This is a genomic window from Novosphingobium sp. UBA1939 (assembly GCF_002336885.1).
Taxonomy (GTDB): domain Bacteria; phylum Pseudomonadota; class Alphaproteobacteria; order Sphingomonadales; family Sphingomonadaceae; genus Novosphingobium.
The window spans coordinates 32709-46692 of sequence record NZ_DDFB01000063.1; the positions used below are offsets into that span (position 1 = coordinate 32709).

Annotated in this window: 13 protein-coding genes and 1 pseudogene; 6 read left to right on the forward strand and 8 right to left on the reverse strand. The window is 60.0% G+C overall.

Annotated elements, in window-relative coordinates; genetic code table 11:
- Window positions 1-100: 100 nt before the first annotated feature.
- Together B3547_RS09260 and B3547_RS09265 are read left to right on the forward strand one after the other, a co-directional pair.
- Window positions 101-1294: an HNH endonuclease gene (locus B3547_RS09260; RefSeq protein ID WP_292962367.1), complete on the forward strand. Its 1194-nt coding sequence runs from the start codon at window positions 101-103 to the stop codon at window positions 1292-1294.
- A gap of 375 nt (window positions 1295-1669) precedes the next feature.
- Window positions 1670-2572 (forward strand): hypothetical protein, encoded by a 903-nt coding sequence (locus B3547_RS09265; RefSeq protein WP_292962370.1) that lies wholly within the window; start codon window positions 1670-1672, stop codon window positions 2570-2572.
- Window positions 2573-2721: 149 nt separating this feature from the next.
- Here B3547_RS09265 and B3547_RS09270 read toward each other — a convergent pair whose 3' ends face one another.
- From B3547_RS09270 to B3547_RS09295, 6 genes and pseudogenes are all read right to left on the reverse strand, one after another.
- Window positions 2722-3138 carry a hypothetical protein gene (locus tag B3547_RS09270; RefSeq protein WP_292962372.1) on the reverse strand — a complete coding sequence of 139 codons (417 nt, stop codon included), beginning with the start codon at window positions 3136-3138 and terminating at the stop codon, window positions 2722-2724.
- A 740-nt stretch (window positions 3139-3878) separates the two neighbouring features.
- Window positions 3879-4247 carry a PRC-barrel domain-containing protein gene (locus tag B3547_RS09275; protein WP_124811141.1) on the reverse strand — a complete coding sequence of 123 codons (369 nt, stop codon included), beginning with the start codon at window positions 4245-4247 and terminating at the stop codon, window positions 3879-3881.
- A gap of 767 nt (window positions 4248-5014) precedes the next feature.
- Window positions 5015-5170, reverse strand: a pseudogene (locus tag B3547_RS09280) (plasmid stabilization protein); the annotation flags it as partial.
- 39 nt (window positions 5171-5209) lie between these two features.
- The gene (locus tag B3547_RS09285) at window positions 5210-5821 is read right to left on the reverse strand and encodes a DUF4142 domain-containing protein (protein ID WP_292962377.1); all 612 of its coding nucleotides are present in this window, start codon (window positions 5819-5821) and stop codon (window positions 5210-5212) included.
- A gap of 221 nt (window positions 5822-6042) precedes the next feature.
- Window positions 6043-6453 (reverse strand): low affinity iron permease family protein, encoded by a 411-nt coding sequence (locus B3547_RS09290; protein ID WP_124811325.1) that lies wholly within the window; start codon window positions 6451-6453, stop codon window positions 6043-6045.
- The gene (locus B3547_RS09295; protein ID WP_292962380.1) at window positions 6450-7082 is read right to left on the reverse strand and encodes a PRC-barrel domain-containing protein; all 633 of its coding nucleotides are present in this window, start codon (window positions 7080-7082) and stop codon (window positions 6450-6452) included. The genes B3547_RS09290 and B3547_RS09295 overlap by 4 nt, the downstream gene beginning before the upstream one ends.
- Before the next feature lie 172 nt (window positions 7083-7254).
- Here B3547_RS09295 and B3547_RS09300 point away from each other — a divergent pair, with 172 nt between their 5' ends.
- Window positions 7255-7524 (forward strand): hypothetical protein, encoded by a 270-nt coding sequence (locus B3547_RS09300; RefSeq protein ID WP_255504612.1) that lies wholly within the window; start codon window positions 7255-7257, stop codon window positions 7522-7524.
- 44 nt (window positions 7525-7568) lie between these two features.
- Here the strand turns inward: B3547_RS09300 and B3547_RS09305 are convergent, their stop codons facing one another.
- Together B3547_RS09305 and B3547_RS09310 are read right to left on the reverse strand one after the other, a co-directional pair.
- Window positions 7569-8810 (reverse strand): glycoside hydrolase family 130 protein, encoded by a 1242-nt coding sequence (locus tag B3547_RS09305; RefSeq protein ID WP_223806867.1) that lies wholly within the window; start codon window positions 8808-8810, stop codon window positions 7569-7571.
- A gap of 28 nt (window positions 8811-8838) precedes the next feature.
- Window positions 8839-10980 (reverse strand): glycosyltransferase family 4 protein, encoded by a 2142-nt coding sequence (locus tag B3547_RS09310; RefSeq protein WP_292962384.1) that lies wholly within the window; start codon window positions 10978-10980, stop codon window positions 8839-8841.
- Between the two features lie 537 nt (window positions 10981-11517).
- On the opposite strand from B3547_RS09310, the gene B3547_RS09315 reads away from it, so the two are divergent.
- The 3 genes from B3547_RS09315 (at window position 11518) to B3547_RS09325 (ending at window position 13967) form a co-directional block, all read left to right on the forward strand.
- Window positions 11518-12366, forward strand: a complete 849-nt coding sequence (locus B3547_RS09315) for an SDR family oxidoreductase (protein WP_370449729.1) — start codon at window positions 11518-11520, stop codon at window positions 12364-12366.
- Window positions 12367-12463: 97 nt separating this feature from the next.
- Window positions 12464-13177 (forward strand): Crp/Fnr family transcriptional regulator, encoded by a 714-nt coding sequence (locus B3547_RS09320; RefSeq protein ID WP_292962390.1) that lies wholly within the window; start codon window positions 12464-12466, stop codon window positions 13175-13177.
- A gap of 136 nt (window positions 13178-13313) precedes the next feature.
- Window positions 13314-13967: a Crp/Fnr family transcriptional regulator gene (locus tag B3547_RS09325; protein ID WP_124811331.1), complete on the forward strand. Its 654-nt coding sequence runs from the start codon at window positions 13314-13316 to the stop codon at window positions 13965-13967.
- The last annotated feature ends 17 nt before the right edge of the window (window positions 13968-13984 follow it).

Sequence of the window (13984 nt, forward strand, 5' to 3'; positions counted from 1 at the left end):
TCAGCCTGCTTCGCAAATTATGGAATATGTCGTATGTTAATGGGGTGAGACACTCGGGACACATAGGGCAATGGGTAATAGGAAGGCCAAGACTACTTCGGTGACAGCCCTCTGCATTTTTTGCGACAATCATGTCGGCCCAGGAACCAAGCCCGAACACATTCTCCTCGATGCCCTGGGCGGCCGGAAGACGACAAAGAAGGCCGTCTGCAGCAGTTGCAATCAAACATTCGGCAGCGAGATCGACGGCGCGCTCCCCGATCAGTTGCGGGTATTACGAAACATGTTCCAGATGCATGCCGGCAGCGGACAAGCTCCGCCCGGCCTCCCCAGGATAAGCTCGGTCACGGGGTCAGTCAGCTTCGATTCTGACGGCACACCTAAGCGCGTCGGTGGTAAGCCCTTTACGGCTGTTCCGATCTCGAATGGAAGATGGAATTTGAGCCTCAACGTCTCGAGCCCAGCGCAATTGAGGAAATATGTCCCTCACGCGGCTGCGGCTATGGGGATGAGCGAAGATCGGCTTTGGTCACAGATTGAAGGGCGCGAGGCCTCGATCAAAACCGAATTCCTTGAACCGGTCCACGCCCAGCTCCAGTGTGGTGGGGCCGAAGCGCTACGCTCGATGACAAAATCCAGCCTAGCTTTGCTGGCGACACTGGTTGGAACGAAGCCACTGCGCGGACCCTCATTTGCAGCCTCCCGCGATTTCGTGTTGCAGGGAAGCAGGGATTTTCTCGAGCACCGCACAGCGATAGATGCGCGCCAGCTCCCATCTCCTGCTTATGAGCATCTTGTCACTGCCCATGGTCCGATGTTCAACCTCATCTATGTCAGAAGTGACGGTCGAGGGAGAACATTAGCCTATTTCCACCTTTTCAATCTCTTCTCGTGGCAGATCGTGCTGGCTGAGGCAGATGGTCCAACAAATGTCGGGATTGCCCTAGCCTCCAACCCGCTGGAGCCAGCTCAGTGGGATGACGAGGTCGCCCCAAAGGCCCATTTCGATTTCGACTGGCTGAATGAGCCTGACGACAGCGATCAGGTCGGCACAGGATTGGCGCGTCTTTCTGCGATTATGGAACTTTATCAGGATGTGAGCCGCAAGCGAACGATCCGTAAAGTCATCACCGAGACTTTCGGGAAATATTACGCCGAGGGCGAGATGATCACAATGGACGAGAAAGGAAAGGCAGCCATCGCTGAGGTCAGCCGCGCACTCACGGTCACTCTGATGCAGGTGGCAACAGAGCGAAAATTTCTCCTGACACGCCCCGATCCTACACACGGCTAACGATCTCTATCCGACTACTCATACGACCGCTCGTATGAGTAGTCGCTGCACCGCTCGCTGAAACCCCGATCTCGTCCGACAACCGCCACTCCGCTCAAAGAACTGCAATCATCCCGGCGAACGGTGGTGGCTCATGGTAGCCGCCAGACCCCGCTTACTGAAGTGCTCAATGTCCGCTTATCGCAGTGTTTCCGATTTCGGTCAGTCGCAAGTATCCCAGCCCTCGTCTTTCAGCAGTGGGGCGGCCGGGATGAATGTATGGCCGGTTCCGATGCCCTCACCAAGGGTCCCGAACTCCGGAATCAAGGCGAAAGTGAGGCCCCCCGCACAAGGTGATATTCATCTGCACCATTACGGGTCGACAAGTCATCGCGAATGGAAGATGAAATAAAAGTCTCGGGAGATATCTGCCCAATGCGCCTTAGACATTTTCTTGTGTTCTTGTTTCTCCTGTTGCTGACGGCATCTGCGCCTGCCGAAAAAACACTACAAGAACAGCGCGTTACTCAACCAGGACCTAAACCTTCCAGCCTGCCATCGCCCTGCGTCGGCGTTGAGCAGAGTCGGCTATCTTGCGATGCGATTCAAGCGCGCAACTCAGACAGTCAGGTGGTCATCGGCTGGATTCAGGCGTTTGGTTTGATCGCGTCGCTCGCATTTTCAGCAATTGCGGTTCGGGCGGCAGTTCGCGCAGCCCAACAGGCGGCTATAGGGGCCAGAGCAAGCATCGAGACCCTGGAAGAAACCAAGCGAATGAACGCGGCAGCAGTCCGGCCACACGTTAACGTGGAAGAAGCCTGGATCAACTTCGATAATCAACCTCCGAAGCCCGCCATCAAACTGGTCGTTCGCAATGCCAGTCAGTACACCGCCTATGGCTGGGAATGGCAGGGGCACATTCGCTTTCGCCTGCCTGATGTTGAGCAAGAACGGGTAGTCCCTCTCACTCCTTGGCTGAAGCGGGGTGCACGAGGCGTCGATATCCCTCCACCTGACCCACAACATATGATACCACACGTTGTGGGCCCAGCACTTAGCCAGGCGGAAATGGCGGCAATTTCTGCTTTGCATTTTCAGGAAGGGCTTACGGTTTTTTTGAAGGTATTTTCCCGCGCATTCGACATATTCGGCAATGAAGTAGAGGATGTGCAGGACTTCGTTTGCACGGCATACAATGCTTTAGCGGTCGGTGGCAGCAACTATCAGATGAAGCGGGTGCCACCCGGAACGCAGGTCCAAGGACAGGAAATCACCGTTCCTCGCCCACCAGCGCGTTAAGTCACCTACCAAATACTAGCTGATCACCAAAGGTCTAGGCCAGATGAACCAATAACAAACTTCGATGGACTGCGTCGAACACGGAAGCGTCGGGTGCCGCGGTGATCGCAGAATTACTCATTTCTATCTAGCGTTCGGCGTGGAGGCGATCAAAGCCTTTTCAAAACTTGAGCCGCAGCAGACGGACCAGCAACAAAAAGCGCAACCGCCGCAAGTCCAAAAAGACCGATCTTGATCCAAGACACATTGTTGTCTTTCGCTATCTGGGCACCGCGTTCAATATGATCTTTGAAGTCTTTTCTTATCCTATCTCTCTCCTCAGAGTTTTCTGCATTTTCCATGGCCTTCGTGTAGAAGTCGGTACCCTTATCAAAGCTTTCAAAGAACCGATTCTGAGTCGATTCCATACCTTTGCTTGTGGAATTCAGCGATTTCGCAACACCCGCAAGGGGCGACGCAACGCCAGCTGCTCCGGAAGCTACCTCGGCAATATCATCCAGGCTCACTTGAATATCTTTACTGCTCGGAATGACGCCGACTTCCGACGGCTTTGCTTCATTTGCCATTTTCGCTCCGAACACATGCTTCGCGCCGCGCTTGACGTAAAAATGTCTACAATCTTATCTGGTCTGTCGCAACACCGTCATCGGCTTGCAGGCTAGCCTCGCTAGCCTAACGTTATGAACGAAGGTGGGGTTTCGGGGACGAGATTTTGGAATATGCACGACTGCTGTGAAGGCGATGGCCGTTGCAGCCCTGCATATTGAGGTCGGTGGCACCTCGCCCCCTTCAGCGGCTGGAGCGCGATACATCGAGTGGAAATGAAGCCCAGACGGGTTATGCAGTCGTGATCGACTTTCAAATCGAGGCAAGCGAGGCCGTCGGGGTTCGGTTGGCCTGAGCGGTTCATATTGATGCGCTGAAGTTCGCATCAAATATTATGGCTCTAATTATGGCAATCGTCATTATTTTCAGATTATCATTTTATTTCAAATAAAATTTTATCCCTCCGTCTCCGCCATTCCATTCTTCAAAACAGCAATTTCCCCGACGACAATGTCAGAGATTTTAAGCGGCTCATGCCGCCGCTCTGGTGTGCGATTTCATGGAACTCCGCGCGAATCGCGAGGTGGATGGCATCGGGTTCGTCACCGGTAGTGACCTTGGGTGCCCCGCGCGCATAGCACGGCCTTTGCCAGGCAGGCATGGCGGCGCGGCGGCGCACCGATAAGACGCGACATTCCTTGCCGTACGGCCAGCGGCCGACGCCCGGCGCGGTATCTGGGAAATACCGCGCCGGAGCAGGTCAGAACGAGTAGGGCACGCCGTAGTACCCGTAGAGATCACGGCCGTAGGATTGGTCGAACACCGGTTCGCTGTTCTCGTCGTAACGCGGAGCGTTCTCGAGCAAATCCTTCGAGATATCGACTTGATAGCCACCCTTGTCGGTATCGTAGGTCAGCATGTCCCAGGGGATGGGATAATAGTCGCTTCCGATCCCCAGAAAGCCGCCGAACCGCAACGCGGCGTATTCGACCTGGCCGGACCGCTTGTTGACCATGAAGTTGTAGATCGACCCGAGGTTATTGCCCTCGCTATCGTAAACCGAAGTCCCCTCGACCTTGTTCGAGGAAATGATATCGCTGGTCTCGTCGAGTTCAATTTGGTTTTCCATGGCAATTTCTCCATAAGAGCCAAATATTTAAACTCTTCAAGTGCGGTATTTATCCCGCTCTATCGCCATATCGTTGCCTGTGTCAGACCAGTTGCAGTTCCTGTTCTCATACTGAAATCGCTCCGGTGATCCATATTGCCGAAAGAGCAATTATTGCCATAAAAAGACTGATCCCCAGCACCCAGCGTACTATGTTTGGGCTCGATCCGCTGCGAACCTCTTCTGTATTCAGATGAACCTCATCCCCGCGCTTTCGCATGGTAATCTCCTCGATATCGCATTTCCTTTGGAAAGACGTGAAATCGATACGTGCGGATAAAAGTTAAGTTCCCCGTTTCGCTTTTCTGCATCACGGCGCGATCTCGCTTCGTTTCGCCGCGCGATGCAAACATAAGCAGGAATTGAAGGAACCTTAGCGCGGTGCCGGGTTTGAAATTGCAACAAGCACGCCGAGCGCAGGAGGCCAGAATGGCGACAGTCCCGGAATCCCCACCCGACACCGATATCCCGGAATCTCCCCCGGAAACGCCGCCCGATCAGGTTCCGGGCGAAGTACCCAACGAACAACCGGACAGGATAGACCCGGGCGTCCAGCCGCCAGAGGCCCCTCCTCCGGCGCAGCCATAACAAGCACGCAGCCGCCAATGCGATGACCCGGCTGGTTCACGGGGGGTTTCGCCCTCGTGGACCAGCCGGCCCCGCGCACCGGGCGTGCCCGGCGCGCCACCATGGCGGACGCGTCAGTCCGCCCCCTTGTGTTTCGCACGAGACTTCTGCCCGCCACCGGTCTGCTTGTTCACCGTTGCCCAGGCACGCCGTTCGGCCTCGTCGCGATCCGTTCCGCGCTCTTCGTACCCCTCTTCGATGTGGCGGGCCTGGCGCTTCTGCTTGTCGGTATAGCTCGATTTGTCACCCTGAGGCATGATCCTCTCCTCCGAGACTGCCGGACGTGCCGGCAATGCTCATTTGACGCTGATAGTGCTGAGCCTGTCGCTATGGTGCTGCACGACCGTGGCGATGCGGCCAGCGGTAGCCTTGAGATCCGGAACCGTGCCGTTGGCCGCGTAATCCGTGTGAAGACTCAAGGCCATTGCATGGGCCGTGCGTTGCGCGTTCAGATAGACCCGGTCCGCGTCGGTGCCGGAGGTCTTGCGGATCGCATCGATCTGCCCTTGCTGATCGGGATCGAGAGATGCCGGCGGCACTTCCAGACCAGCTTTCCTGGCCGCCGCCTTCAGTTCATCCGAAGACTTCTGGTGGTCCGCGACCATCATGTTCGCGAACGCCTTGACGTCAGCGTTGCCGGTCTTCTCCAGGATCGCTTTCGAACTGTCGATCTCGAACCGGTCGCCCGCCGCCGCCCTTGCCAGATAATCGGCGGTATCGACCACCGCCGCCGCGGCCGGGACGCCGCTTTCGGCGGGCGTGGTGGTTACCGCCATATCGTCGGCCGGTTCGGTGGTGACGACGGCGGGCTTGTCGCACGCGGCCAACGCAAGCGCGGGAACGAGTGCAAGGATAAGTCGTGTCATGGAAAACTCCTGGTTTCGAGAAAGGACACCGGCCCAGCGCATTGAGGACGAGAGGAGGTCGGAGCGATGGTATTGCTGCTGTCAGCCATGTCTCTTCCCTTCCATCAGCATTGCCCGCCTTGGCGCGCACGCCCCGTGCGGCGCGCCTCTCGTGGGAAGGAAAGGGTGCGAAGGCTCCGTTATGTCCCCAAACCTGTCACAGGTAAGCGAACCGGTGGCCGGTCCTTCGTCAGGAGCGTCTGGACGGCCTGCGGCGTCCGCCGCTAGGTCCGCTTGAGCAGATGGTCGACGGTATCTTCGGTCGTCGCCTGTTTCCCATCGCGCAATCCGCACTCGCGTTCCAGCGCATCGCGCAGGGCGGTGATTTCCTCATCCGTCAGGTGTTCGATGCCCACGAACCCCTCGCGCGCCTTGTCCAGCGCGCGCAGCAATTCGTCCAGCTTGGCCTGCATGGCGCTCGCATCGCGATTCTGGCTGTTCTGGATCAGGAACACCATCAGGAACGTCACGATTGTGGTGCCCGTGTTGATGATGAGCTGCCATGTGTCGGACCAGCCGAATACCGGCCCCGAAACACCCCATACGATGATGGTGCCCAGCGCTATCGCAAAGGCCACGGGACGCCCCATGGCGGCGGAGATGGCGGACGACCATCGGGTGAAGAACTTGCTCATCGTTCCCCTTTCGCAGATGGACGCGGATCGCCCTCTATCTCGGGAATGCCGGACCGCGCGTGACGGGCATCCAACGGCCAGCGATCGGCCTCGATGGCCGGTAGCGCTTCGAAGGCAGCGCGCGGGATGGAAGCGATCACCTTCCCCTCCGCATAGGCCAGACGGTCAACCGGGAAGCGGCGCAGGACTTCCCCCACGCCGGCGACACCACCATCGGAAACCACCAGGTAGGCAATGCTGCCATCCTCGACGCTGCCCATGGCATCGATCACGGGACCGAGCGCCGTGCCCCCGCTGTCCACGACCGAAGCACTGAGCAGATCCTGAAAGGAAAACAGGCTGGCATCGGATCGCGACGCGCTGGCCTTTGCCGCGCGCCGGGCCGCTTCCGCGTACCGCGCGCGCCCCAGCCATCGCCACACGCCGATCACATCGACCACGAGCAGAAATACGTTGGTGAGCAACAGCCCCGTCTGATCGGCCTGCAGGGCAACGATGCACCAGGCGCACGCGCCGACGGCAAACACGGCGAATCCCGCACCGGTCAGGCGCGGCCCCAGGTTGGCCGCAGTCATGACCGCGGCAATCATCGTCGCGATGGGCGCTAACCAACTCGCAAGCTCTGCCATTGCGCATCCCGTGTCGAATGAAGTTCGGATAGATGCAACGACGGCTGGTGACACCGGTTCCGCCCTAACGCCCAAGACAGTGAACCGGGCGCGGAAAGACTGTCATGCGTTATGACCGGGAACCCGCCGCCACGAATTGCTTTGAAGCATCAAACAGCATGGGAGATTGATCATGCTCGCCTTCAAGATGATGTTCTCGGTACTGAAAATCGCATCGACACTGGCCGTCGGCTACACGGTGTACCGCATGTTCACGGCGCGGCAGGAACAGACCGAACCGGCGGCGTTCGCGCCGGGCGAAACCAGCGATACTTCGTCATCGCGTTTTGCCGACGTGCGCAACGCCGGCCCAGACAGCATGCGCAGTGACGTGGATGACTGGGACAAGGTGGACCAGGCCGCGGATGAAAGCTTCCCGGCCAGCGACCCGCCCGCCTATTGAGGAACGCCGCAGTTTTGCGGAGGGCGATGGCCTGACCCGAAAGGTCAGGCCATCGTGGCCAGAATATCGTCGATAGCGATGGTCGCGAAGCCAACCACGCTGTCCGATATCCCGTAAGGTATGAGAAGATGATCTCCCACCGGCATCATGCCGCACGTATAGACCACATTGGGAACATAGCCCGCCCGGTCGGAATTTTCGGCGGTTAGTACCGGCTCCGGCGTTCGCGCCAGCACCTTCGATGGATCGGCGCTGTCCAGAAGCACCGCGCCCAGCGCATATTTGCGCATCGGGCCAACGCCGTGGGTCAGCACCAACCACCCCGCCTTGGTCAGCACCGGGCTCCCGCAATTGCCGATCTGGATGAATTCCCAGGCGAAGCGCGGCTCCATCAGCAGCACGCCGTCATCGTCCCACTGATCCAGTTGGGGTGAACGCAGCAGGTAGAGATTCTTGCCGTCCTGGCGGCCGATCATCATGTACTGCCCGTCGATCCGCCGCGGGAACAGGGCCATCCCCTTGTTGCGCCCCGCGCGCCCCTCCACCGGTTCAAGAGAGAAGGTCTTGAAATCACTGGTCCTCAGCAATTCGGACCGGATCGACTGGCCGGAATAGGCGGTGTAGGTGCCGATCCATTCGGCTTTCCCGTCATCATCCTCGAACCGCACCAGGCGCAGATCCTCCAGCCCGTTGCGCTGCTGCTCGGTGACCGGGAAGATAACCGAATTTGTCAGCGTGCTGTCCATATCGCGACTGATCCACGCGCGCGCGCCTGGGGTGTCGGGAGGGGGCGGATTGCCCTCTCCGGTGATCTGCCGCATCGCCGTCGCGATATCGCCCTGGGGCCACAGCGCAAACGATCCATCGGGCCTCGCGATCCCCTCGCGAAACGCAATCGTGCTGATGTGGCCTTCGCCCACGGCGCGCAGGCTGAGCACGAAGCGAACGGCGCCCTCCTCCAGCCCCGATTGATCGGGATGCGGGACGATCGACGGGTTCATCAGCGCGGCGGCGGCGTAAGTATATTCATGGCAGAAGTACGCCGCGATCAGCCGCTGGCGATAGCCCTCGGCAATGGCGGGCAGCCCCAGAGACGTTTCGAGCTGGGCGTACCGTTCATCAAGGACGTTCTCGATGTGCCAGTGGCGCGCCGAGAAATCCGCCAGAACCCGCTCGTATTCGGCTTTCGCCCGGTCGCCGGGAAGCGCCAGGACGTTGGCTACCAGCCGGATGGCCCGGTCCTGCGGCGCGTTGCTGGCCTGCCATCCCAGATGGAATGGACGCAAGACGACGCGCGCAGGATCGGGATGAAGTCTAATGTCGCTGATACGAAGCCGGTTCGGTACTGGTCCTGCCTGCAAGATTTCGTCCTTCCACTGTGGCAATGAGATCAGAGAGCGCACGGCTCGCCAGATGGTAGGCGAGAACCGACTCCGCCCCGCAGTTGCGGTTGACCCCGCGCGGAGTCACGCCGTCGCGGCACCGGCCCGAAGCCGCGTCGCCCAATGCCACGTTGCGGTCGTTGGCGCCCTCGAACCACGCGAAAGCGGTGCGCGCCGACCTAATCCACTTCACGTCCTCGCCGATGAAATAGGCCGTCCGGGCCGCGTCGACGGCCGCCCATGCTTCCAGAGGCTGCTGGTCGAACGGCAAGACCGTTGCCGGCTTGCCGAAGGTTTCCGAACCGACGGGGCGGAAATGGCCCCGGCTGCCCGTCTGGCATCGCATAAGCCAGTCGAGCGCTTCCAGCGCCGCCTGCACCCAATCCGCGCGTTGGTGGGCAAGGCCGGCTTCGATCAGCGCCTCGCAAATCCTCGGATTGTCGTAGGCCAGCGCCGGCTCGAACCACACCCATTCGGGACGCCGCGTGCGTTCCAGCATCGCCATCAGCACCGGACCGCCCTTATCCAGAAGATCACCGGCCTGCTGGTGTGGGACGCCCGCGCGCAGCAGCGCGGCTTCTCCCAACATCGCGAAGCAAAGGGTCCGCAAAGGGCTTTCGGAAGAGACGCAACGCCTTGATCGCAGGAACGTCTCGACAGCCCATTCGCGGATATCCGCGTCGGGCGCGCATTCCGCCGTATGCCCCAGCGCCCACAGCGTCCGGCCGTTGGAATCCGCCGATCCCCGATCTTCGAGCCACCGGCGATCGAAACTCATGAAATTGCGGAAGCAGCGTTCTTCCTCGTTCCAGGCATGGGCGATGAAGCTGGCGTAGGTCATCGACCAGCGCAGCCGTTCGCCCGCCGGCAGATCGCGCGCCACGTTCATCAGCATCAGCGCGCGCGCGTTGTCATCCAGGCAATATCCGTGGCGGCGGTCGGGCACGATGCCGAGCGAATGCTGGTAGATGCCGGTGCTGTCCGACATGGCGAACACGCCTGCAAGGGCCGGCTTCTTGCCCGGCGCGACCTGAAGCGGCTTGGCCGGCGGCGCGGCAACGCGCAACACAGCCTGCGCCATTTCCGCCACGCGCGGCCAGATCGCATCGCGCCCTTTGGCATAGGCGCGCCGCTTGATCGTTTCCAGGGTGGTGGCATCGGCCAGCAGATCGATCACGGCCTGGGCGATCGCGTTCGCCGAGCCCGGTTCGACCAGCGTACCCACACCGTCGGCCAGCAATTCGCGCGCATGGGAAAAGGGTGTGCTCACCACGGCCTTGCCCAAGGCCACGGCGTAGCTCAGCGTTCCCGACGTGGATTGCTGAAGATTGGGATAGGGAGTCAGGAAAATGTCGCAGGCTTCCAGCTGGTCGAGAAGCTCGTCCGTTTCCAGAAACCGGTCATCCCACTGGATATGGTCAGCCACGCCCAACCGCTGCGCCAGTGCCTGCAAGGCGTGGCGATAAGCCTCTCCCTCCCGCGCCACAAGCGCCGGGTGGGTCGCACCCACGATGCGGTACACAGTGTTCGGATGCCGCGCCAGGATTGCCGGCATCGCCTCGATCACCTGCTCGATCCCCTTGCCGCTTCCCAGCAAGCCGAACGTCATCAGAACGCGCCGGTCAGCGAGGTCCAGACATGCCTTGGCAGCCGGCTCGCGGCCGAACGGACGATCGGGAACGCCATGCGGAATCACGGTCACGTTGCGGGCATCGTACAGGCTGGCGAGCAGGTCGCGCGCTTCGTGCGACATCACGATGACCGCGCTGGCACGATCGATAAGATGTTGCAGGACCGAGCGCTGGCCGGGAGTGGGATCGCGCAGAACGGTATGCAGCGTCAGGATCACGGGCGCGGCGACGCGATCGACGAGATTGCAGATGTAGTTGCCATCCTCGCCGCCGAATATGCCGTATTCGTGCTGTATCCATACCGCGTCGGTGCCGCTGGCGTTGATCCTGTTCGCTGCCGCCTCGAAGTCTTCGCTCGCGCCCTCCCCGATCGCCATGCAGACTTCGCTGCCATAACGCTGGGGCGCCCCAGGCGAATCCATGGCGAAAATATCGATCGACATACCGGGATCGGCCGCTTTGAGGCTATCCACGAGATCGCTGGTAAAGGTCGCGATACCGCACCGGCGGGGCGGATATGTTCCAATGGCGGCCACGCGATACCGGTGCTGGTCCGGATGGCCCTGACAGAAGCTTTCTACCGAAATATCGCCGGCAGCCCGAAGTTCTTCGATTTTGGCATATTTCAGCATCTATCCGCCTTTCATTGTAACTGTTTATGAAAGCGGATTCCCCCTCGAGTGTTTCCAGGGAAAGAAACGGCTCACGGCGCCAAAACAACGCTTCAGCGCGCTTGCAAGTACCGGCCCCGCCAATCGCGCGATCGCCCGTTCTTCTTTTTGCAAGTCAATGCGCAATTCAAACACACATGTAAGTAAACGGGAAATTCCCGCGTTCCGTTGTGATTGATGGTCGACCCGGATCTGCCTTCCGGTCCGGCGAAACCTTGGAGCAGGATCATGCAACGGCATACCACGAGCAACGAAGGCAAGGTCGGCGAAAGCACTGCCGAACAACAGGGCAAGGCATCGGCGGCCCACATGGCCGAAAATCAGGGAGCACGTGCGACGGGACGACTGGGCCAGGAGGAAGCGCTCGCGCGGGCGCCGCGGTGGCAGCCCGTCTTTGCGGGATCGGATCGCCTTGCGGGAAAGGTGGCCTTGGTGACCGGCGGGGATAGCGGCATCGGCCGCGCGGTTGCCGCCCTGTTCGCGCGCGAGGGAGCGGACGTGGCGATCGTCTACCGTCACGATAGCACCGACGCCAGCAACACGATTGAAATGGTTGTGGCGGAAGGCCGGCGGGGCGTCGCCTTGCAGGGCGATGTCGGCGACGCGCAATTCTGCGAACAATGCGTGGCCGAAATCGTCAACCGCTTTGGCAGGATCGACATTCTCGTCAACAACGCCGGCGAACAGCACCCAGCAACCGACATCCGCGATATCTCCTCCGCGCAAATGGAGCAGACATTCCGCAGCAACATCTTCGGGATGTTTCATATGGTGCAGGCCGTCGTGGATCATCTGGAACCTGGATCGGCGATCATCAACTGCACCAGCGTGACGGCCTACAAAGGCTCGCGCCACCTGCTCGACTACAGCGCGACCAAAGGCGCGATCACGGCCTTCACCCGGTCACTGAGCGAAAACCTCGTGGAAAAGGGCATACGGGTCAACGCCGTGGCGCCAGGCCCGATCTGGACTCCTCTGAACCCCGGCGGCGGCGCTGAACCGGAACAGGTCAGGTCTTTCGGAGAAGACACGCCGATGCGAAGGCCGGGCGAACCCAACGAGGTGGCGCCCTCGTTCCTGTTCCTCGCCTGCGCGGATTCCAGCTACATGAGCGGTCAGGTGCTTCATCCCAACGGGGGAACGATCGTCAACGGGTGATCCGAAAGGCCTTGCATGATCGCAACCGGAAACCAGCCGACGCCGTCGGCGTTGCATCGGCGCGACGCTCAAGGAACAGCTGAAGGGACCAGCAAGCATGTCAGGCCCACTTGCCCTGAAACTCCTGCAATATGCCGACCTGTCCTCGACGGACATGGCGCTGGTGGATGATCTCGTAGACACCGAAATCCGCACGGTGAAAGCCGGCGGCGATCTCGTGCGCGAAGGCGATCACATCCATTTCCTCAAGATCGTGCTTGATGGGTGGGGATGCCGGTACAAACTGCTGGAAAACGGAAGCCGCCAGATAGTGGCCTTTCTCCTGCCCGGCGACCTGTGCAATCCGGTTTTCCCGGTGGCTGGAACGATCGATCATTCCATTGGCGCCATCGACAAGATGCACTGCGCCCTGGTTCTGTCCGATGCCGTCGAACTCGTCCGGACCCAGTCACCCAGAATCCGTCTGGCCCTTGGCATCGAAGGAACCGCCACGCTCGCCATTCAGCGCGAATGGACGCGCAACGTCGCAGCGCGCAGCGCACGCCAGCGCATCGGCCATCTGTTTTGCGAGCTCGCGCACCGTCTGCGGGCGATAGGGGGCGCTACATCCGACGGGTTCGACTCGCCACTCACGCAGATCCACCTCGCAGAAGCCACAGGCCTTTCCACAGTGCATGTGAATCGCGTGATCCAGGATCTGCGCGCGCGTGACCTCATCCATTGGCAGGGAGGGCGCATCACCATGCCGGACCCGGCCGCGCTGGAGGCCTACTGTCATTTCCGGCCAAGCTATCTGCAGTTCGGGCGCTGACAGGCAAGCGGCCCGCAGGGCGTCCGTCGACTTCCCGGAACGCTTGGTCGGACTTTATCGCGCCAATAAACTTATGTGAATCCCCCAACATCCCGGTGGCGCACTGTGCAAATCAGAAAAATCCGGGATAGTATTGATGATAGAAGAAGCTTTATCCACGCGCGACGGCAATCGTGTCTTTCACAGGCACGAATATCTCGCGCGTCATGCCCAGAAAACGGACCATATTTTCAAGATTGAGGAAGGATGGGCTTGTCAGTACCGGTTGCTGATCGATGGACGCCGGCAAATCATTACGCTGTTTCTTCCCGGTGAATACTGCGAACCACAATGGCTTTTCCAAGGAACGGCGACGCTGCCCGTTGTCGCTCTGACGCGGCTACGCGCTCGATCGCTGTCCCTGACGGGTATTCACCGCAGAACCTCGCAAGAGGCCGATGGAATGACCAGCATACTGGAATCGCTGCTCACGGTCCTGAACCGCCGCGAACAGTGGATCTTCAATCTTGGCCGCCTATCGGCCACCGAGCGCCTGTGCAGCCTGCTGTGCGAACTGTTCGAGCGGCTGAAACGCACATGCCACGTCATAGAAAATCGCTACGTCATGCCCCTAACCCAATATGATCTGGCTGATATCGTTGGCCTGTCAGCCGTTCACGTCAATCGTGTGCTGCAGATGTTGCGGGCAGAAAGACTTATCGAATTGCATGGCAAAAGGCTGACCGTTCTCAACATCGACGGACTGCGCCGGCTGGCCGTCATGCCCAATTCGCAGCGCGCCACTGCTTGACGGATCGGCTTGCGGCG

Bases quoted from the DNA above. Each gene is read 5' to 3' on its own strand.
- B3547_RS09265 (WP_292962370.1), top strand. From the start codon at position 1,670: ATGGAAGATGAAATAAAAGTCTCGGGAGATATCTGCCCAATGCGCCTT.
- B3547_RS09270 (WP_292962372.1), bottom strand. From the start codon at position 3,138: ATGGCAAATGAAGCAAAGCCGTCGGAAGTCGGCGTCATTCCGAGCAGT.
- B3547_RS09275 (WP_124811141.1), bottom strand. From the start codon at position 4,247: ATGGAAAACCAAATTGAACTCGACGAGACCAGCGATATCATTTCCTCG.
- B3547_RS09285 (WP_292962377.1), bottom strand. From the start codon at position 5,821: ATGCGCTGGGCCGGTGTCCTTTCTCGAAACCAGGAGTTTTCCATGACA.
- B3547_RS09290 (WP_124811325.1), bottom strand. From the start codon at position 6,453: ATGAGCAAGTTCTTCACCCGATGGTCGTCCGCCATCTCCGCCGCCATG.
- B3547_RS09295 (WP_292962380.1), bottom strand. From the start codon at position 7,082: ATGGCAGAGCTTGCGAGTTGGTTAGCGCCCATCGCGACGATGATTGCC.
- B3547_RS09300 (WP_255504612.1), top strand. From the start codon at position 7,255: ATGCTCGCCTTCAAGATGATGTTCTCGGTACTGAAAATCGCATCGACA.
- B3547_RS09310 (WP_292962384.1), bottom strand. From the start codon at position 10,980: ATGTCGATCGATATTTTCGCCATGGATTCGCCTGGGGCGCCCCAGCGT.
- B3547_RS09315 (WP_370449729.1), top strand. From the start codon at position 11,518: ATGGCCGAAAATCAGGGAGCACGTGCGACGGGACGACTGGGCCAGGAG.
- B3547_RS09320 (WP_292962390.1), top strand. From the start codon at position 12,464: ATGTCAGGCCCACTTGCCCTGAAACTCCTGCAATATGCCGACCTGTCC.
- B3547_RS09325 (WP_124811331.1), top strand. From the start codon at position 13,314: ATGATAGAAGAAGCTTTATCCACGCGCGACGGCAATCGTGTCTTTCAC.